The 17,193-nt window shown below is 67.1% G+C and carries 18 protein-coding genes; 14 read left to right on the top strand and 4 right to left on the bottom strand.

The window, feature by feature from the left end:
- Positions 1–116 precede the first annotated feature (116 nt).
- The 5 genes from AC1DCU_RS19325 (at position 117) to AC1DCU_RS19345 (ending at position 5,799) form a co-directional block, all read left to right on the top strand.
- Positions 117–608 (top strand): hypothetical protein, encoded by a 492-nt coding sequence (locus tag AC1DCU_RS19325; RefSeq protein ID WP_025874162.1) that lies wholly within the window; start codon positions 117–119, stop codon positions 606–608.
- Positions 608–1,084, top strand: a complete 477-nt coding sequence (locus tag AC1DCU_RS19330) for a hypothetical protein (RefSeq protein ID WP_032976755.1) — start codon at positions 608–610, stop codon at positions 1,082–1,084. The genes AC1DCU_RS19325 and AC1DCU_RS19330 overlap by 1 nt, the downstream gene beginning before the upstream one ends.
- Before the next feature lie 85 nt (positions 1,085–1,169).
- Entirely contained in the window at positions 1,170–1,670 is a 501-nt protein-coding gene (locus tag AC1DCU_RS19335) for an RNA polymerase sigma factor (protein ID WP_025874164.1), read from the top strand.
- Positions 1,671–1,773: 103 nt separating this feature from the next.
- Positions 1,774–2,715, top strand: coding sequence for a FecR family protein (locus AC1DCU_RS19340; RefSeq protein WP_442251828.1), 942 nt, complete (start codon positions 1,774–1,776; stop codon positions 2,713–2,715).
- A 168-nt stretch (positions 2,716–2,883) separates the two neighbouring features.
- Positions 2,884–5,799, top strand: a complete 2,916-nt coding sequence (locus AC1DCU_RS19345) for a TonB-dependent receptor (RefSeq protein WP_032976753.1) — start codon at positions 2,884–2,886, stop codon at positions 5,797–5,799.
- A gap of 144 nt (positions 5,800–5,943) precedes the next feature.
- Here AC1DCU_RS19345 and AC1DCU_RS19350 read toward each other — a convergent pair whose 3' ends face one another.
- Positions 5,944–6,201, bottom strand: coding sequence for a DUF2789 domain-containing protein (locus AC1DCU_RS19350; protein WP_032976752.1), 258 nt, complete (start codon positions 6,199–6,201; stop codon positions 5,944–5,946).
- 107 nt (positions 6,202–6,308) lie between these two features.
- On the opposite strand from AC1DCU_RS19350, the gene AC1DCU_RS19355 reads away from it, so the two are divergent.
- From AC1DCU_RS19355 to AC1DCU_RS19375, 5 genes are read left to right on the top strand one after another with little or no spacing between them, the layout of a single operon-like run.
- Positions 6,309–6,896 (top strand): biliverdin-producing heme oxygenase, encoded by a 588-nt coding sequence (locus AC1DCU_RS19355; RefSeq protein WP_442251829.1) that lies wholly within the window; start codon positions 6,309–6,311, stop codon positions 6,894–6,896.
- A 31-nt stretch (positions 6,897–6,927) separates the two neighbouring features.
- A complete protein-coding gene (locus AC1DCU_RS19360) occupies positions 6,928–7,395 on the top strand; it encodes a YbaN family protein (protein WP_032976749.1) in 468 nt (155 codons plus the stop codon).
- Positions 7,382–8,110, top strand: a complete 729-nt coding sequence (gene exbB, locus AC1DCU_RS19365; protein ID WP_032976748.1) for a tonB-system energizer ExbB — start codon at positions 7,382–7,384, stop codon at positions 8,108–8,110. Before AC1DCU_RS19360 ends, exbB begins: the two co-directional genes overlap by 14 nt.
- Before the next feature lie 8 nt (positions 8,111–8,118).
- Positions 8,119–8,544, top strand: a complete 426-nt coding sequence (exbD, locus tag AC1DCU_RS19370; RefSeq protein WP_032976747.1) for a TonB system transport protein ExbD — start codon at positions 8,119–8,121, stop codon at positions 8,542–8,544.
- Entirely contained in the window at positions 8,541–9,260 is a 720-nt protein-coding gene (locus AC1DCU_RS19375) for an energy transducer TonB (protein ID WP_442251830.1), read from the top strand. Before exbD ends, AC1DCU_RS19375 begins: the two co-directional genes overlap by 4 nt.
- Positions 9,261–9,353: 93 nt before the next feature.
- On the opposite strand, the gene AC1DCU_RS19380 is transcribed toward AC1DCU_RS19375, so the two are convergent.
- On the bottom strand, positions 9,354–11,381 hold the full coding sequence (locus AC1DCU_RS19380; protein ID WP_442251831.1) for a sodium-translocating pyrophosphatase: 2,028 nt from the start codon (positions 11,379–11,381) through the stop codon (positions 9,354–9,356).
- 306 nt (positions 11,382–11,687) lie between these two features.
- On the opposite strand from AC1DCU_RS19380, the gene AC1DCU_RS19385 reads away from it, so the two are divergent.
- The gene (locus tag AC1DCU_RS19385; RefSeq protein ID WP_442251832.1) at positions 11,688–12,191 is read left to right on the top strand and encodes a hypothetical protein; all 504 of its coding nucleotides are present in this window, start codon (positions 11,688–11,690) and stop codon (positions 12,189–12,191) included.
- 271 nt (positions 12,192–12,462) lie between these two features.
- Here the strand turns inward: AC1DCU_RS19385 and AC1DCU_RS19390 are convergent, their stop codons facing one another.
- Both AC1DCU_RS19390 and AC1DCU_RS19395 read right to left on the bottom strand, forming a co-directional pair.
- Positions 12,463–12,852, bottom strand: a complete 390-nt coding sequence (locus tag AC1DCU_RS19390) for a DUF488 domain-containing protein (RefSeq protein ID WP_312401389.1) — start codon at positions 12,850–12,852, stop codon at positions 12,463–12,465.
- Positions 12,853–12,883: 31 nt separating this feature from the next.
- Positions 12,884–14,140 (bottom strand): 6-phosphofructokinase, encoded by a 1,257-nt coding sequence (locus AC1DCU_RS19395; RefSeq protein WP_442251833.1) that lies wholly within the window; start codon positions 14,138–14,140, stop codon positions 12,884–12,886.
- A gap of 136 nt (positions 14,141–14,276) precedes the next feature.
- On the opposite strand from AC1DCU_RS19395, the gene AC1DCU_RS19400 reads away from it, so the two are divergent.
- The 3 genes from AC1DCU_RS19400 to AC1DCU_RS19410 all read left to right on the top strand — a co-directional run bounded on the left by AC1DCU_RS19400 (position 14,277) and on the right by AC1DCU_RS19410 (position 17,107).
- On the top strand, positions 14,277–14,840 hold the full coding sequence (locus AC1DCU_RS19400) for an adenylate kinase (RefSeq protein WP_025874177.1): 564 nt from the start codon (positions 14,277–14,279) through the stop codon (positions 14,838–14,840).
- A gap of 327 nt (positions 14,841–15,167) precedes the next feature.
- Positions 15,168–16,532: a UDP-N-acetylmuramate:L-alanyl-gamma-D-glutamyl-meso-diaminopimelate ligase gene (gene mpl, locus AC1DCU_RS19405; protein WP_093817940.1), complete on the top strand. Its 1,365-nt coding sequence runs from the start codon at positions 15,168–15,170 to the stop codon at positions 16,530–16,532.
- Positions 16,529–17,107, top strand: a complete 579-nt coding sequence (locus AC1DCU_RS19410) for an LON peptidase substrate-binding domain-containing protein (protein WP_478014262.1) — start codon at positions 16,529–16,531, stop codon at positions 17,105–17,107. The genes mpl and AC1DCU_RS19410 overlap by 4 nt, the downstream gene beginning before the upstream one ends.
- Positions 17,108–17,193 lie beyond the last annotated feature (86 nt).

Raw genomic sequence — 17,193 nt, forward strand, 5'->3', positions numbered from 1 at the left:
AGGGTGGGGCGCCGACGGGCCGTCGCGGTAGCCGACGACCGGCCAGGCCGGGGTTTCCCGATGGGGCCGGCCGGGTGACCGGGGCAGGCTGGAACCCTGAACCGAGGAGACCTGCCATGAACTGGAATCGTTGGCGCTGCGGCGTCCTGCTGTTGCTTGCTCCGTTGGCCGCGCTCGCGCGCGGGACGCATGTCGACCTGATCCACTACCCGACCCGGGAGGCCGGGTGGGACAGGGCCTACGCGCTTGAGGGAGCGCTTGCACAGGCGTTCGACCGTGTGTGCGCCGATACCTTCTGCGAAGGCGATTACAGCAACTACCGGGTGATGGAGTTCCGTTGTGCGGTGCTGGCCCATCGGGGCACGGTGCAGCGATGTGTGTGGGTGCTGGCGGCCAGCGAACTGGTGGTGCAGGGTGACACCGGCCAGGTGCAGGTCGACAACGGTCGCTGGACCTGCCCGGTGGAGATGCGGCCCGGGGTGCCGGTTGAAGCCTTCTTTGCCGCGCTGGAGGCGCCGGATGGGCTGATGGCACCGCTGCCCGGGCTCGATCATGGGCTGTTCGACGGGCTTGCCGACTGCCTGCGGGCGCAGGGGAGGGACGCCTGATGCGCACTTTCCCGGCACGATGGCTGCTCTGCGGTCTGATGGTGGTTGGCGCTGCGCAGGCCGCGCCGGCGTTCGTGGACGCCCGTGACTATCCCGATCCAGCGACCGGCCGGGAGCGGTTCCTGGCCGCCGAACGGATGCTGGTGCGCGGGTTCGATGATGTCTGCGGCGACACGTTCTGCGAGGGGCAGTACTACAACCTGTGGGCCATGCGCCTGCGCTGTTCGGTGGAGCGAGCGACAGGTGTGGTCGGCAGTTGTATCTGGACCTTCGCCGGCAGCGATACCTGGGTGCGTAAGGAAGGACGGATCGATGTCGACCTTGGCAGCTATGCATGCGTGCTGCCGCTGGCATCTGGAACCCGGTTGGAGCAGCTCCTGCAGGTCTGGCAGGTGGGTTCCGGGGATGAGGCGATCCACGCGCCCTTGCCCGGTACGACCACGAGCGTCTATGGCGGGCTGACAGACTGTCTTTGACGTCGACGATTGCGAATGCAAACGTGATTTATTCGCATTAACGGAGTAGCATGCGCGCCGTTCTGTCCGTCCCTTGGCTCCGCGCATGTCCTCCAATGCCCTCACCCTGACCGAACTGCTGATCCGCGAACGACCGGCACTGCTGCGACGCGTGCAGCGCATCCTCGGCGGCGACAGCGGGGCCGAAGACGTGATCCAGGCGGTCTGGTTCAAGGCGCGTGGGGTAGACAGCAGCCAGGGCATCGACAATCCGCGCGCCTATCTCTATCGATTGGCCATCAACCTCGCCACCGACCACGGCCGCGAATCGACGCGCCGCAACCGCCTGCTGGCCGAGCACTACCTGTGGCAGGAGGACGAGCAGATCTCCACCGAGGAACAGGTGATGGCGCAGGATGAACTGCAGCGTGTGCTTGATGCCGCCGGCCACCTGCCCGAGCCGACGCGCACCATCTTTCATCTCAATCGCCTGCAGGGCCTTACCCAGGCCGACATCGCCCGGCGCCTCGGTGTGTCGGTGACCACGGTGGAGAACCACGTACGCACCGCGCTGCAGCGGCTTGCCTGGGCGCGCAGTGGCCGATGAACGATCCGGCTTGGGGGCGCACACCCGCCATGCGTCTTGATTCGCAGGCCCCCCATGCGCTCTAGTCCGTCCGCCCACCTCTGACCGTGTCCCCTGCCAGCCGATGAGCCCGCCCCCGACACCCCGCAGCACCGCCGATGATGCCGTGGCCGAACAGGCCAGGGACTGGATCGTGTGCCTGGCGTCCGGCGATATCAGCGACGCGCGCATGGACGCGTTCGAGCAGTGGCTGGCCGAGCCCGCGAATCGGCGTTCGTTCGAGCATGAGCGCATGCTGTGGCGCAGTGTGGGCCCGCGCCCGGCCGCCACCGAACCTAGGCAGGCAGCGCGCCGTCCGCGGCGGCTGCGCTGGGCCATGGCCACGGCCGCTGCGCTGGCGGTGCTGGTGGCCTGGCCCGATGCCTGGCTGCGCCTGCAGGCGGATCATCGCAGCGACCACCGGGTGCAGGATGTGCATCTGCCCGATGGCAGCCGCGCCGTGCTCGATGCCGACAGCGCGATCGCCGTGCACTTCGATGACCAGCGCCGTCGTGTTGAACTGCTGCGTGGCCGCGCCTGGTTCGACGTGGCGCCCGATGCGCAGAGGCGATTCAGCGTTGCTGCTGGCAACGGTGTAGTGGAAGACATCTCCACAGCTTTCACGGTCGCCCACGTTGCGGCCGGGGTGGAGACCGAAGTCGGGCAGGGCCGGGTACGTGTGGCCAGTCCTGTCGATGGCGGCTGGACCTATCTGCAGGTGGGGCAACGTGCCAGCTATGGCGAGCACCGAGGCGTGCAGCGCCTGGCTGACATTGCTGCGGACGGCGTCGGCGCCTGGCGCAAGGGCGAACTGCTGCTGGAGCAGGCCAGTGTGGCCGACGCCGTGCACGCGGTCGGCCGCTATCGCGCAGGGCCGACCTTCGTGCGCGGCGATCTTTCCACGATTCCAGCCGTGAGCGCGGCGCTGCGCGTCGATCATCCGGAGCAGGCACTGGATGCACTGGCGGCCACCGCCGGCCTGCAGGTCACCCGCCTGCCGCTGGGCGTGGCGATCGTGTACCGGTAGTACCGCGCCAGGCGCGGATGCAGCGGATGCAACGCATCGGTCTTGGGGAAAGCGCGCCCCCACTCGTCTCATCCACGAACGTACCCGCCGCCGCCACGTACGTCGTTGGGTCCGCGCATGCGCGGATGATGCCGCGCCCGCGGCCACGCTTCTCTGACAGGTTCCCCCATGTACGAATTCCGCCGCCCGGGCCGCGCACCGCGCCCGTCCCGTCTGTGCATCGCGTTGCTGGCCGCCGGCCTGGCAACCGCCGCCCCCGCCGTGATGGCGCAGTCCAGCAGCGCTGCTCCGGCAGCGGCACAGCACTTTGATATTCCCGACCAACCGCTGGACGATGCACTGCGCGCCTACATGCGCCAGTCCGGTGTGCAGGTGGTCTATCCGAGCACGCTGGCCAAGGGCGTGATCTCGCAACCGGTCAGTGGCACGCTGTCAGCCGACGAGGCCCTCGCCCGCCTGCTGCGCGGCAGCGGCCTGAGCGTGCGCCGGGTAAGCGCCGATGCGGTCACGCTGGAGGTCGCTGCGGCGGGACAGACGGGCGGCGTGATCGTCACCGATACCCTCAGCGTGGCCGGAGACCGCGTGCAGGGCGGTGCGGTCAGCGATGAAGCGCGCCTGCTCGACAGCTACCGCAGCGTGGGGTCGACCACCACCATCGGCCGCGTCGCGCTGGAGCGTTTCCGCGGCACGTCCAACGGCGACATCGTCAAAGGCGTGGCCGGTGTCACTGCGGGCGATCCGCGCGTGGGCAACGGCTTCGACGTCAACATCCGCGGCATCCAGGGCCAGAGCCGGGTGCCGGTCATCATCGACGGTGGCCAGTCCAGCATGGACACCTACCGTGGCTATGCCGGCCAGTCGCAGCGCACCTATCTCGACCCGGACCTGATCTCGCGCCTGACCATCACCAAGGGCCCGAGCCTGCAGGCCAATGCCTCCGGCGGCATCGGTGGCGTGGTCGAAATGGAAACGCTGAATGTCGATGACGTGCTGCGCGAGGGGCGTGATGTCGGCGTGCGCGTGCGCGGGGGGCTGGCCAACGGCAGCGCCAACAACCTGCCCGGCTACGAAGCCGCGCCGCGCAGCGATCGTAGTGCCACCGGCAGCCAGTTCTTCAACGTGGCCGCTGCCGGTCACTGGGACCGCTTCGACCTGGTGGCCGCCTATGCATACCGCGACAACGGCAACTACTTCTCCGGCAAGCACGGCTATGACGACTTTCCGCAGACCCGTCGCACGCTGGCGCCGCTGAATCCGCCACGCACCGAAGTGTTCAACACTTCCTCGCGCTCGAAGTCGACCCTGCTCAAGGGCACCTGGCGCATCGACGACGCGCAGACGCTGGAAGCGGGCTATCGTCGTTACGAAGGTAGTGCGGGCGAGATCATGGCGTCGCAGATCATCCGCGTCGACCGCGACCGCGTGCCGCAGTGGGACCCGGGCCATGTGGACATGGACAGCTACAGCCTGCGCTACCGGTTCAACCCGGACAGCGAGCTGATCGACCTGCGCGTCAACGCGTGGTACACCGACGCCGACAGCGTGATGTACAACAGCCTGACCGGCATCACCCCCTGGTACTTCGATCGCCGCACCGAGTGGTACGACGCACCCAGCTTCAGTGGCAATCCCGGCTACAAGGATGCCTACCGCAACCCGTTGCGGCAGAAGCGCTTCGGCCTGGACGCCAGCAACACCTCGGTGTTGGACGGCAGTGCCGGCCGCTTCACCCTCGATTACGGCCTGTCCTACAGCGACGAGGACATCGCCCCGGGCAGCTCCGGGCCGATCATGCACGACGACCTGGTCAACAACCGCTTCCTGCGCAATGCCGAGCGCAAGGAATACAGTGCGGTGGCATCGCTGAAGTGGGCACCGGACGAACACTGGGAGATGCTGCTGGGTGGGCGCTGGAACCGCGTGGACGTGCATGACCGCAACCGCCTGGCCACGCCGGACGGATACGAAGTGCAGGGTCAATACCGCTACACCGAACTGCTCAACGGCAATCCCAAGCTGCCGTCGTGGCGGGCCAAGCGCATTGCCCTGTTGAACTGGTATCCGGACGCCAACGGCAACTTCACCCAGGAGTCGCTGCTGGCCTCCCCGTACAAGAAGGGCACCGTCGGTGACATCGGTGGCTGGAACTTCCATGACGCTGACGCCGCGGAGGACCTGAAGGTACCGGTGAGCTGGACCTGGTCCCAGCCGATCCGCCGTCGTGACAGCGCGTTCTCGCCGACCGCCAGCGTGGCCTTCCGTTTCAGCGAAGACAGCATGGTCTACCTGAAGTACGCAGAAGGCACCAAGCTGCCGAGCCTGTTCGAAACCACGCTCGGCCTGTTCACCGCGGCCAAGCCGGTGGATGAACTCAAGCCCGAGCGTGCGCACAGCTGGGAACTGGGCGCGAGCACGATCCAGCACGACCTGTTCACTGCCGGTGACCGCCTGGCGCTGAAGCTGGCCTACTTCGATACCCGCATCGATGACCTGATCACCCGCGACTACCGCACCTTGTCGGCCGGACTGATCCGCAACGTCGACCGCTTCAAGGTGTCGGGCATGGAGTTCCAGTCCAGCTATGACAGCGGCAAGGTATTTGCCGATCTGTCGGCGCACTACTACTTCAAGGCCAAGACCTGCGCACCGGACATCGCGGCCGAACGCCGCGCCTACGGTGTCCAGCGCAGGATCGAGGAACTGGTCGGCACGCCGGACTGCGTGGATGGTGGTTTCGAAGGCTCCTACAGCAACACCCAGAACCCGCCGCGCTACATGATCAACCTGACCCTGGGCTCGCGCCTGTTCGACGAGCGGCTGACCTTCGGCACCCGCGTGGTCCACAACGCCGGCCCGATCAGCAAGCTGGACAAGGAATGGAACGTCGGCCTGTCGGCGATCCAGCAGCTGTACCGGCCGACCACGCTGGTGGATCTGTTTGCGAGCTGGAGCTTCAACGACCAGCTGTCGGTGGAAGCGAACGTGGACAACGTGACCGACCGCTACTACCTGGATCCGCTGGCGCTGGGCGTGATGCCCGCACCTGGGCGGACTGCGCGACTGGCCTTTACCTGGCGGTATTGATCAACCCTCCACGCTTGCACCGGTGGAGGGGGCGGATCCCTTTCCCGCGGAAAGGGACCTGGCCCCATCGGGTCCGGTCATCCACGCATGGCGTGGATCTACTGGGGGGGGCGCCGGGCCATGCCCGGCGCTGCCGCCTGGCGCTTACAGCCCGGTCGCGGCCTTCACCGCCGCTTCGTGCAGCGCTTCATTCAGTTCGTCCACCACGGTGGTCCATGCCGCATCGGCCTGCAGCGATTCGGCCAGGAACTGGCGTTGGGCTTCGTTCCAGTACGGGGCATCGGCCACTTCCACGCCGGCGGCCAGCTGATGGTCGGCGATGAACCGGGCAATGCCCTCGGCACTGGCATCCAGGCCCAGCTGCAGGAACAGGTTGGTCATGCGCGGTTCGGTGGTGATCATCGGTGGTGCCCTGGCAATGGAAAGGAACCTGCATTATCGACGCAAGCAGGGTTGGGGGAACCCTCGCCAGGATCGTCTACAGGGGGACGCTTTCCCTGGCACTCCCGATGACCGTTCAGACATCCCTCGAAGACAGCCGCAGCGTGCGGCTGAAGGCCGCCACCCGTGACAGCCATGGCGCCCTCGACAAGCGCATCATGGCCGGCGACATCTTCGCCGACCGCCGCAATTTCGCTCGCTTCCTGCGCGTGCAGTACCGCTTCCACCGCAGCATCGACGCGTTGTACGCAAGCCCTGCGCTGGACGCATTGCTGCCGGACCTGGCGGAGCGTCGCCGCCTGCAGCAGGTGCGCTGCGACCTGCAGGACCTGGAGCAGGCGCTGCCGGGCGAGGACATCGCGGCCCTCCGCGACGACCTGCCGCTGCCGGCCGCGTTGGGCTGGTTGTATGTTGCCGAAGGTTCCAACCTGGGCGGCACCGTGCTCTACAAGATGGCCGCTGCACTCGGCCTGGATCGGAACTTTGGTGCTCGTCACCTGGCGGCACATCCCGATGGGGCCGCGCGGCATTGGCGCGAATTCACTGCTGCTCTCGATGCAGTGGTGCTGTCGCCGGCACAGGAACAGGAAGTGATCGATGCCGCCGATGCCGCGTTCCGCAGCGTGCACGGCCATGTCGAAGTGGAGTTCTCCTGATGTCCCTGCACCGCCCGCTGGCGCGCGATTGATGCGCTGGCTCTGGTTCGTGCTCGGCTGGTTGATGGTCGCGCTGGGGGTGATCGGCGCACTGCTGCCGGTCATGCCGACCACCATTTTCCTGATCCTGGCGGTGGGCTGCTTCGCACGCAGTTCGCCCAGGTTCGAACAGCGGCTGCTTTCCCATCCGCGCTACGGTCCGTCGCTGCGCCTGTGGCGTGAGCAGGGCGCGGTATCGCGCAAAGGCAAGGCGTTTGCCAGCGCCGGCATGGCGGTGGGATTCGCGATGTTCTGCTGGGGCGCACACCCGTCCTGGCGTCTGCTGCTGGGCGTGGGACTGTTCTTTGCGGTCAGTGCCGGTTATGTCCTGAGTCGACCGGCGCCCCGTTTCGATCCAGCGCCGCTGGTGGGCGTGGACGACGCCACCGATCCGCGCGCTGCCCGCCGTCGCACTACTTCTACCGATTCCAATGGAACCTCCGACGATGCTGCCTGCTGATCTGGCTCCCATGGCCGCCCCCGCACTGACCCCCTGGGGCATGTACCTGGCCGCCGATGTGGTGGTGAAGGGCGTGATGATCGCCTTGGCCGTGGCCTCGCTGGCCACCTGGACCGTGCTGCTGGCCAAGGGCTGGGAACTGGCCCGGCAGGCACGCGCGTTGCGCCTGGCGCGAAGCGTGCTGCTGTCGGCACCCAGCCTGCCGGTCGCAGGCGGCGAGCCCGCACTGCAGCAGAACATCGCCGCAGCCATGCTGGATGCCGCGCGCACCGAACTGCATCTGTCGCAGGAACTTGATCACCGCGAGGGGATCAAGGAGCGGGTGGCATCACGACTGGAGCGCCTGGAACTGGAGACCGCACGCAACCAGCGTCGTGGCATCGGCGTGCTTGCCAGCATTGGCGCGGTGGCGCCGTTCGTAGGCCTGTTCGGCACCGTGTGGGGCATCATGAACAGCTTCATCGGCATCGCCCACAGCAATACCACCAACCTTGCCGTGGTGGCGCCAGGTATTGCCGAGGCGCTGCTGGCTACAGCGCTCGGTCTGGTCGCGGCGATCCCGGCGGTACTGGTCTACAACCACTTCACTCGGGTGCTGGCAGGCCTGCGCGGCCTGCTGGGCGATCTTTCCGCGGCTGTGCAGCAGCTGGTGTCGCGTGATCTGGATCGGGCTGCACGCCGGGCGCCGACAGGCACGCTGCGTGCAGTGAACTGAGGCACGCCATGGCGATCAGGACCGCATCCACACGCGATGACACCCCGGAAGAAGCTCACGAGATCAATGTCACGCCCTTCATCGACGTGATGCTGGTGCTGCTGATCATCTTCATGGTGGCCGCGCCGCTGGCCACGGTGTCGGTGCCGGTGCAGCTTCCTGCCAGCAGTGCGCAGGCGGCGCCGGCAGAAAATGCGCCGGTGTATGTGACCGTGCAGGCCGATCTGTCGCTGCGGGTGGGCGAGGCGCCGGTGGCACGCGATGGCCTCGCCTCTGCGCTGCGCTCGGCAACGCATGGCGATACGTCGCAGCGCCTCTATCTGCGTGCCGATCAGCGGGTCTCCTATGGAGACCTGATGGCGACGCTGGATGCGTTGCGCAGTGCCGGTTACCTGAAGGTCGCCCTGGTCGGGTTGGAGCAGGGCGCACGATGAGCGGGCTGCAGCGCTGGGCAACCAGCCTGGCAATCGTGCTGCTGGCCCATGCGGTGCTGATCGCTACGGCGTGGTGGTGGGCATCGCGTACGCCGCCGGTCGTGGCAGCGGCACCTCCTGCCGCCTTGATGCTGGAACTGGCTCCCGCCGCACAGGCCCCACCGGTACCGCCGCGCGCGCTGCCGGCCGGACCGCTGCAGCAGGAGCAGCAGCGGCGCGTGACCGTGCCCAGGCAACAAGAACAGATCAAGGCGCCGGTGCTGCCCCAAGGCGAACTGGCGGCCCCGGCCGAGCCACCTGCGGAACCGGCAGAGGAAGCGGCGGACAGCAACATCGATCGCACGCTGGCGCCGCCGGACGTTCCTGCCCAGGCCGCAGCGAGCTACGCCGCACCGCGTACCACGGCCGGCGAACGCAGCAGTGCCAAGGCCACCTGGCAGGGGGTGCTGCTGGGACACCTGCAACAGCATCGGCGCTATCCACGCCAGTCCGAACGGTTGCGCCAGCAGGGCGTGGCCTATGTGCGCTTTGCCGTTGCCCGCGACGGCCGTGTATCGGCGCCGCGCATCGAGCGCAGCAGTGGCTTCGCACTGCTCGACCAGGAGACGCTGGACACGGTGCAGCGCGCCAGCCCGGTGCCGGCGCCGCCGGCCGATGTGGCCGGCGACCCGGTGGAGGTGATGGTGCCCGTCGCGTTCTTCCTGCGCGGGCGGTGATCCTCGGCGGGGTCGGATCCCTTTCCACAGGAAAGGGCTCTGACCCCATCGGAGGCGACCCCATCGGAGCCGCCATCCACGCATGGCGTGGATCTACAGCAACGGCACCAGCAGCAGCGCCACGATGTTGATGATCTTGATCAGCGGGTTGATCGCCGGGCCGGCGGTGTCCTTGTACGGGTCACCGACCGTGTCGCCGGTCACCGCTGCCTTGTGCGCTTCGCTGCCCTTGCCGCCGAAGTGGCCATCCTCGATGTACTTCTTGGCGTTGTCCCAGGCACCGCCGCCGGTGGTCATCGAAATGGCCACGAACAGCCCGGTGACGATCGTGCCGATCAGCAGCCCACCCAGCGCGCGTGGCCCCAGCAGCAGGCCGACCACCACCGGCACGGCCACCGGCAGCAGCGACGGTACGATCATTTCGCGGATCGCCGAGCGGGTCAGCATGTCCACCGCCTTGTCGTACTGCGGCTTGGCGGTGCCCTGCATGATGCCGGGAATCTCGCGGAACTGCCGCCGCACTTCCTCCACGACCGCGCCGGCCGCGCGACCGACCGCTTCCATCGCCATCGCACCGAACAGGTACGGAATCAGGCCACCGATCAGCAGGCCGATGATCACCGTGTGGTCGCTGAGGTCGAAGCGGAACTCCTGGCCGGGATTGGCCGCCTGCAGGTTGTGCGTGTAGTCGGCGAACAACACCAGCGCGGCCAGTGCTGCCGAACCGATGGCATAGCCCTTGGTGACCGCCTTGGTGGTGTTGCCCACCGCATCCAGCGGATCGGTGATGTCGCGGATCTCCGAAGGCAGCTCTGCCATCTCGGCGATGCCACCAGCGTTGTCGGTGATCGGCCCGTAGGCATCGAGTGCGACGATCATGCCCGCCATCGACAGCATTGCGGTGGCGGCGATGGCGATGCCGTACAAACCGGCCAGCGCGTGCGCGCCCCAGATCGCCGCGCAGACGGCGATCACCGGCAGGGCGGTGGACTTCATCGAGATGCCGAGGCCGGCGATGATGTTGGTGCCATGGCCGGTGGTCGAGGCCTGTGCCACATGCTGCACCGGCTTGTACTGAGTACCGGTGTAGTACTCGGTGATCCACACGATCAGGCCGGTCAATACCAGGCCGATCAGCGCACAGCCATACAGCGCCATCGGCCCGTACACGTTGTCCGCCATCAGTCCTGTGGTGATCGGATAGAACGCGATCGCTGCCAGCACACCGGAGACAATCACGCCCTTGTACAGCGCGCCCATGATCGAGCCACCGGGCTTCACCTTCACAAACAGCGCGCCGATGATCGAAGCGATGATCGAAACACCGCCCAGCACCAGCGGATACAGCACCGCATTGGCGCCGGCCTCGGCCAGCATCAGGCTGCCCAGCAGCATGGTGGCGATTACGGTGACCGCATAGGTTTCAAACAGGTCGGCGGCCATGCCGGCGCAGTCGCCCACGTTGTCGCCGACGTTGTCGGCGATCACCGCCGGGTTGCGCGGGTCGTCCTCGGGAATGCCTGCTTCGACCTTGCCGACCAGATCGGCGCCGACATCGGCCCCCTTGGTGAAGATGCCGCCGCCCAGGCGCGCGAAGATCGAGATCAGCGATGAGCCGAAGGCCAGGCCGACCAGTGCATGCAGTGCCTGTTCCATCGGCAGGCCCATGCGCAGCAGCAACGCGTAGTAGCCGGCCACGCCGAGCAGGCCCAGGCCGACCACCAGCATGCCGGTGATCGCACCGCCGCGGAAGGCCACGTCCATTGCCGCGCTGATGCCGTGGCGCGCCGCCTCTGCGGTGCGTACGTTGGCGCGCACCGACACGTTCATGCCGATGTAGCCCGCTGCACCGGACAGCACCGCACCGACTGCGAAGCCGACCGCGGTGTACCAGCTCAGGAAGATGCCGACCAGCACGAACAGCACCACGCCGGCGATGCCGATGGTCAGGTACTGGCGGTTGAGGTAGGCGCGCGCGCCTTCCTGGATGGCCGTGGCGATGGCGACCATGCGTTCATTGCCGGTGGGTTGGCGCAGGATCCAGCGCGCCGAGACGATTCCGTACAGGATCGCGAGAATGGCGCAGCCCAGCGCCAATGACAGCCCGTGACGTTCCAGCATTAGACCCCTCCGCAGAATGGATGGACAAGCATCCAGTGGCGATGAACGGCACCACGAGGGGGACGACGGGCTGCAGCCTGGAACCAACCCGTACCGACCTTGGTGGTCGTCCGACGTATGGCGGTGTTCAGCATTCCCTGGTGTCCGCAGTATGCGTGCACCCGCGCCCGGATGGTAGCGCCAGGCCGCGCCCGTCGAGCGCAGCGGTTGCTGCAACGACGCGATATCCGTCGTCCCCATCGCCACCTTTGCACCCCGTTAAGCCAACCTCTGCAAGCCTGCGCGCAGTCCCGTCGGAGAATCCCCATGCGCCTGTCCCTGTTGATGCTTGCCGTTCTGGCCCCGGCCCTGCCTGCCTTCGCGGCGGAAGCACCGGAACTGCAGCGAGCGGTGGGTGCACCACAAGCGGTCGGCGCGGTGCACACGCTGCGGCAGATTCCCGAAGCCTGTGCCCGCCTGGAAGGCGCGTTCACTGGCCAGGCGGCGGAGCCCTATCGTTTCTCGGCGGTGCGCACCAGCGAGCAGTGCCAGCCGCGTGCCCGCTTTGTCGACTACAGCAAGGCGCAACCGAGTGCGGACAAGGGCTGGAAACTCAATGATGTGATCCGTGTTCCGAATGCCGCCTGCCCGGCGCAGCAGGCGGTGGTGCGCGTGTGGCGTCTGCCGGTGAACAACGCCCAGGCGCTGGATGGGCAGGGACAGTCGCGCATCTATCTGGAGGAAGCCAAGAAGCAGGCCGCTGCCGGCAAGATCCCGCAGGTGACGATGTTCGCCGCGCAGCTGCAGATGGCAGGCAAAGCCTGCAATTGAGGCCGGGCATCCACGCATGGCGTGGATCTACTGGGAGGGAGACCTGGGCAAAGCCTGCAATTGAGGCCAAGCATCCACGCATGGCGTGGATCTACTGGATGGGAGACCTGGGCAAAGCCTGCAATTGAGGCCAGGCATCCACGCATGGCGTGGATCTACTGGGAGGGAGACCTGGGCAAAGCCTGCAATTGAGGCCGAGCATCCACGCATGGCGTGGATCTACTGGGTGTAAGACCTGGGTAGTGCCGGCCGCTGGCCGGCAACCCCGCGATCACTCCGCAAGCCTCGCCCCACGCGCCACCAGAAGATCGCGCAGCGCCGACCGGTGGCAATGCGCCTCGTCCTCGCAATAGCAGCCCACCGCGATATCGCTGTGCTGCGACAGCGCTGCGAGCAGGTCCAGCGCATGCGCTGCATCGGGCGCCTTCATTTCGGCGTTGTAGTGACGGAAGAACGCCGTCCAGTCGGCGGCGCTCTTCGCCTCATGCGCCTGTTTCACCAGCTCCGCGCTGGGGGACAGCGTCGGGAACCACACGTCGTACCAGTCCTGCCGGGCAAATTCGCTGCGCGGCACACCGCGCGGCGGGCGCCGCACGGTGCCGATGCGCAGGCCTTCACCGGGCGCGCGCGCTGAGCCAAGTCGAACAACACGCAACGCCATGGCATTCCTCGCAAAAAGGGGACGGAGGGGGTCAGCCTTCGAACGCAGGCAGCTTCTGCTTCACCGCCACGTTCTTCAGCGTCACGTACTTGGGCAGGCCATCGCTACCGTAGGGCAACGGTGCTTCGCCCTTGATCAACGGCTGCAGGTAGGCGCGCGCCTTGGCCGTGATGCCGAATCCATCGCGACGGATGAAGCTGGCCGGCATCTTCTTCTCGTGGTTGGCAATCTTCGACAGCGGTGCGGCTTCGATCTTCCAGCGATACGGTGCATCGCTGCTGCGCACGATCACCGGCATCACCCCGTTCTGGCCCTTCAGCGCCAGCTGCACCGCGGCCTTGCCGACCGCCTGGGCCTGTTCCCAGTCGGTTTTGCTGGCCAGGTGGCGGGCTGAGCGCTGCAGGTAGTCGGGCAGGGCCCAGTGCACCTTCAGCTCCAACTGGTCCTTGACCCGCCCGGCCAGATGCGCGGCCACGCCGCCCAGCTGCGAATGGCCGAAGGAGTCCTTGCCGCCGCCGGCGTCGGCGACGAAGCGGCCATCGGCGGTGGCGATGCCTTCCGACGCCACCACCACGCAGTAGCCCACGCGCGCGACCACGGCCTTGACCTTGGCCAGGAACGCGGCCTCGTCATAGGCGCGCTCGGGCAGCAGGATGATGTGCGGGGCGTCGTCCTCGCCGGTGCCGGCCAGGCCGGCGGCCGCGGCCAGCCAGCCGGCGTGGCGGCCCATCGCCTCGTAGATGAAGACGCGGGTGGAGGTCTCGGCCATCGCGGCCACGTCCAACGCCGCTTCGCGCACGGACACGGCCGTGTACTTGGCCGCCGAGCCGAAGCCGGGGCAGGTGTCGGTCACCGCCAGATCGTTGTCGATGGTCTTGGGCACGCCGATGCAGGTCAGGTCGTAGCCGGAGCTTTTTGCCAGCTGCGACACCTTCAGTGCGGTGTCGGCCGAGTCGTTGCCGCCGTTGTAGAGGAACCAGCGCACGTCATGGGCGCGCAGGACCTCCAGCAGGCGGTCGTAACGGGCACGGTCGGCCTCCAGCGATTTCAGCTTGACCCGGCACGAGCCGAACGCGCCGCCGGGGGTGTGGGCCAGGGCGCGGATGGCCGCAGCACTCTCCTTGCTGGTGTCGATCAGCTCCTCGCGCAGGGCGCCTAGGATGCCGTTGCGCGCAGCCAGGACCTTGATTCCCTTGGCGCGGGCCTGTTCGATCACCGCCGCGGCAGTGGCGTTGATGACGGCGGTGACGCCGCCGGACTGGGCGTAAAGGAGGGTGCCATTGCGCATGCTTCTACCTGTTCGGGGGAGGGGACATTGCAGGGACATTACCCGGATGCGCTAAAGTGGCGCTATTGCGGTGCAGCGATACCGGACCGTCCGGGGCGCGAACCTTCTTTATTTTCAACACGTTGGAGTCAGGTCAATGCGATTGGTTCTGTTGGGACCGCCCGGTTCGGGCAAGGGGACACAGGCGACGCGCCTGAAGGAAAAGCTCGAGATCGCCCACATTTCCACCGGCGACATGCTGCGCGCTGAAATTGCCGCCGGCTCGGAGCTGGGCAAGCAGGCCAAGTCGGTGATGGATGCCGGCAACCTGGTGTCCGATGAGATCCTGCTGGGCATGCTGAAGTCGCGCCTGGCCCAGGCCGATGTCGCCAAGGGCTTCATTCTTGACGGCTATCCGCGCAATGTGGCCCAGGCCAACGCGCTGGACGGCATGCTGGCCGAGATCGGCCAGCCGCTGGATGCCGTGGTGCAGCTGGACGTGGCCACCGAACTGCTGGTCGAGCGCATCGCCGGCCGTGCGCAGGAGCAGGGCCGCGCCGACGACAATCCGGAATCGGTGCGCAAGCGCCTGCAGGTCTACACCGAGCAGACTGCTCCGGTGGTGGACTTCTACGCCGGCCGGGGCACCCTGGCCCGCGTCGATGGCGTCGGCGAACTGGACGAGATCGAAGCCCGCATCCTGGCGGCGATCAAGCGCTGACCCTCGTGGCCGGTTTATGCCGGCCACCGCAGGCGCAAAAAAACAGGCCTGATCCGCGAGGATCAGGCCTGTTTCGTTTCATAGGTGCCAGCAAAGGGCTTGCTCAGGGCCCCCACAGCATGAGCTCCCTTGGGGATGGCCTCTTGGGGAGTAGGACCGGTTCGGGTACTGCGGCTGGCATCCTGAATTGTGTCCGGGTTCACAGAACATCGCTATCAGGAATTCCCTGACATGTGGCTGGAGTTTTCTCACAGCAGCTGTAGGGGTTCTCTTACCCCGGTGCTGACAATGGCCCTATACAGCCGTGATCGGTCACAATCCCCGGTCATGAGCAGCGTACATATCCTTGCAATCGCCGGCACCTTCATGGGTGGCGTGGCCGCCCTGGCGCGGGAACTGGGCCATACGGTCAGTGGCAGCGACCAGGCCATCTATCCGCCGATGTCGACCCAGCTCGAGCAGCTGGGCATCACCCTGGACCAGGGCTACCGCGCCGACAGCGTGCCGGAGGGCACCGGGCAGGTGGTGATCGGCAACGCGCTGTCGCGCGGCAATCCTGCCGTCGAAGCGGTCCTGGACGTAGGCCAGCGCTACATTTCCGGCGCCCAGTGGCTGTCCGAGCAGGTCCTGCCGGGCCGTGACACCCTGGCCGTGGCCGGTACCCATGGAAAAACCACCACCACCACCATCCTGACCTGGCTGCTGGAGAATGCCGGTCGCTCCCCCGGCTTCCTGATCGGCGGCGTGGCCGAGGACTTCGGCGTGTCCGCCCGCTTGGGCCAGGGCCGCGAGTTCGTTGTCGAAGCCGACGAGTACGACACCGCGTTCTTCGACAAGCGCAGCAAGTTCGTGCACTACCGGCCGCTGGTGGCGATCCTCAACAACCTTGAATACGACCACGCCGACATCTTCCCCGACGTGGCGGCGATCCAGCGCCAGTTCCATCACCTGGTGCGTACCGTGCCGGCGCGCGGCCGCCTGATCGTCAATGGCGAAGACGCGCACCTGGCCGAAGTGCTGGCGATGGGCTGCTGGACCCCGGTCGAACGCTTCGGCTTCGACCCCGCGCTGGAATGGCATGCCGAGCTGTTGGCCGCCGATGGCAGCGCGTTCCGCGTCCATCATCGCGGGCAGGCGCTGGGTGATGTGCACTGGTCGCTGCTGGGCCGGCACAATGTGCTCAATGGCCTGGCTGCGCTGGCCGCTGCGCACGCCGTGGGTGTCGCGCCGGCCGAGGTGATCCCGGCGCTGGCGCGCTTCCGCAGCGTCAAGCGGCGCATGGAAGTGATCGGCAACCACGATGGCATCACCGTCTACGACGACTTCGCCCATCACCCGACCGCGATTGCGACGACCCTCGAAGGGCTGCGTGCCAGGGTCGGTGATGCCCGCATCGTGGTGGCGATGGAGCCGCGCAGCAATTCGATGCGGTTGGGCGCTCACGCACAAGCACTGGCACCGTCCTTGGCACTCGCCGATGAGGTGGTGTTCCTGCACCGCCCGGAGCTGGCCTGGGATGCGGCAGCGGTGATCGCGGCGGTGCGCGGACAGGCGCATGCTGTGGCCGACACCGATGCGCTGTTGGCGCAGCTGCAGGCCGACGTGCGCAGCGGCGACCATGTGGTGTTCATGTCCAACGGCGGCTTCGACGGCGCGCCGCGCCGCTTCCTTGCAGGGCTGCAGGCACGATGAGCAGTGAGGGTTCGCTGCCGCTGTTCCCGCTGCATACGACGCTGCTGCCGGGCGCGGCCATCGGCCTGCGGGTCTTCGAGCCACGCTACCTGGATCTGGTGCGCGAAACCGGCCGCAGCGGTGAAGGTTTCGGTGTCTGCCTGATCCTGGAAGGAAACGAAGTGGGAGCGCCTGCAACGCCGGCCGCCTTCGGCGTGCAGGTGAAGATCGAGGATTTCGATGTCGGTGCCGATGGCGTGCTGCAGCTGCGATTGCGCGGCACCCGTCGTTTCCACGTCGAGCGCACGCGCGTGCGCGACAACGGGCTGGTGGTTGCCGATGTGCGCTGGTGCGATGAGGATCCCGATGACGAACTGCGTCCGCAGCATGCGCTGCTGGCGACGGTACTGGACCACATCATCGAGCAGGCGGGCACGGCGTTCGCACCGGCCTCGCCGGCCTTGATGGACCAGGCCAGCTGGGTCAGCTGGCGGCTGGCCGAGCTGCTGCCGCTGAGCGAACAGCAGCGCCTGCAACTGCTGCAGCTGGACGACCCGCACCAGCGCCTGCAGYAGCTGCTGGGCTGGATGCCGTAAAAACCGGCCGTCGTGCTCGCCGGGCATGACCCGGCGTCGTCGGTAGATGCCAACCGTGGTTGGCAGCCTTTCCCGAAAGCGCCAAC

The sequence above is a fragment of the Stenotrophomonas sp. 10L48 genome, assembly GCF_056395105.1.

Coding starts and splice junctions, on each gene's coding strand:
- AC1DCU_RS19325 (WP_025874162.1), top strand. CDS start 117: ATGAACTGGAATCGTTGGCGCTGCGGCGTCCTGCTGTTGCTTGCTCCG.
- AC1DCU_RS19330 (WP_032976755.1), top strand. CDS start 608: ATGCGCACTTTCCCGGCACGATGGCTGCTCTGCGGTCTGATGGTGGTT.
- AC1DCU_RS19335 (WP_025874164.1), top strand. CDS start 1,170: ATGTCCTCCAATGCCCTCACCCTGACCGAACTGCTGATCCGCGAACGA.
- AC1DCU_RS19340 (WP_442251828.1), top strand. CDS start 1,774: ATGAGCCCGCCCCCGACACCCCGCAGCACCGCCGATGATGCCGTGGCC.
- AC1DCU_RS19345 (WP_032976753.1), top strand. CDS start 2,884: ATGTACGAATTCCGCCGCCCGGGCCGCGCACCGCGCCCGTCCCGTCTG.
- AC1DCU_RS19350 (WP_032976752.1), bottom strand. CDS start 6,201: ATGATCACCACCGAACCGCGCATGACCAACCTGTTCCTGCAGCTGGGC.
- AC1DCU_RS19355 (WP_442251829.1), top strand. CDS start 6,309: ATGACCGTTCAGACATCCCTCGAAGACAGCCGCAGCGTGCGGCTGAAG.
- AC1DCU_RS19360 (WP_032976749.1), top strand. CDS start 6,928: ATGCGCTGGCTCTGGTTCGTGCTCGGCTGGTTGATGGTCGCGCTGGGG.
- exbB (WP_032976748.1), top strand. CDS start 7,382: ATGCTGCCTGCTGATCTGGCTCCCATGGCCGCCCCCGCACTGACCCCC.
- exbD (WP_032976747.1), top strand. CDS start 8,119: ATGGCGATCAGGACCGCATCCACACGCGATGACACCCCGGAAGAAGCT.
- AC1DCU_RS19375 (WP_442251830.1), top strand. CDS start 8,541: ATGAGCGGGCTGCAGCGCTGGGCAACCAGCCTGGCAATCGTGCTGCTG.
- AC1DCU_RS19380 (WP_442251831.1), bottom strand. CDS start 11,381: ATGCTGGAACGTCACGGGCTGTCATTGGCGCTGGGCTGCGCCATTCTC.
- AC1DCU_RS19385 (WP_442251832.1), top strand. CDS start 11,688: ATGCGCCTGTCCCTGTTGATGCTTGCCGTTCTGGCCCCGGCCCTGCCT.
- AC1DCU_RS19390 (WP_312401389.1), bottom strand. CDS start 12,852: ATGGCGTTGCGTGTTGTTCGACTTGGCTCAGCGCGCGCGCCCGGTGAA.
- AC1DCU_RS19395 (WP_442251833.1), bottom strand. CDS start 14,140: ATGCGCAATGGCACCCTCCTTTACGCCCAGTCCGGCGGCGTCACCGCC.
- AC1DCU_RS19400 (WP_025874177.1), top strand. CDS start 14,277: ATGCGATTGGTTCTGTTGGGACCGCCCGGTTCGGGCAAGGGGACACAG.
- mpl (WP_093817940.1), top strand. CDS start 15,168: ATGAGCAGCGTACATATCCTTGCAATCGCCGGCACCTTCATGGGTGGC.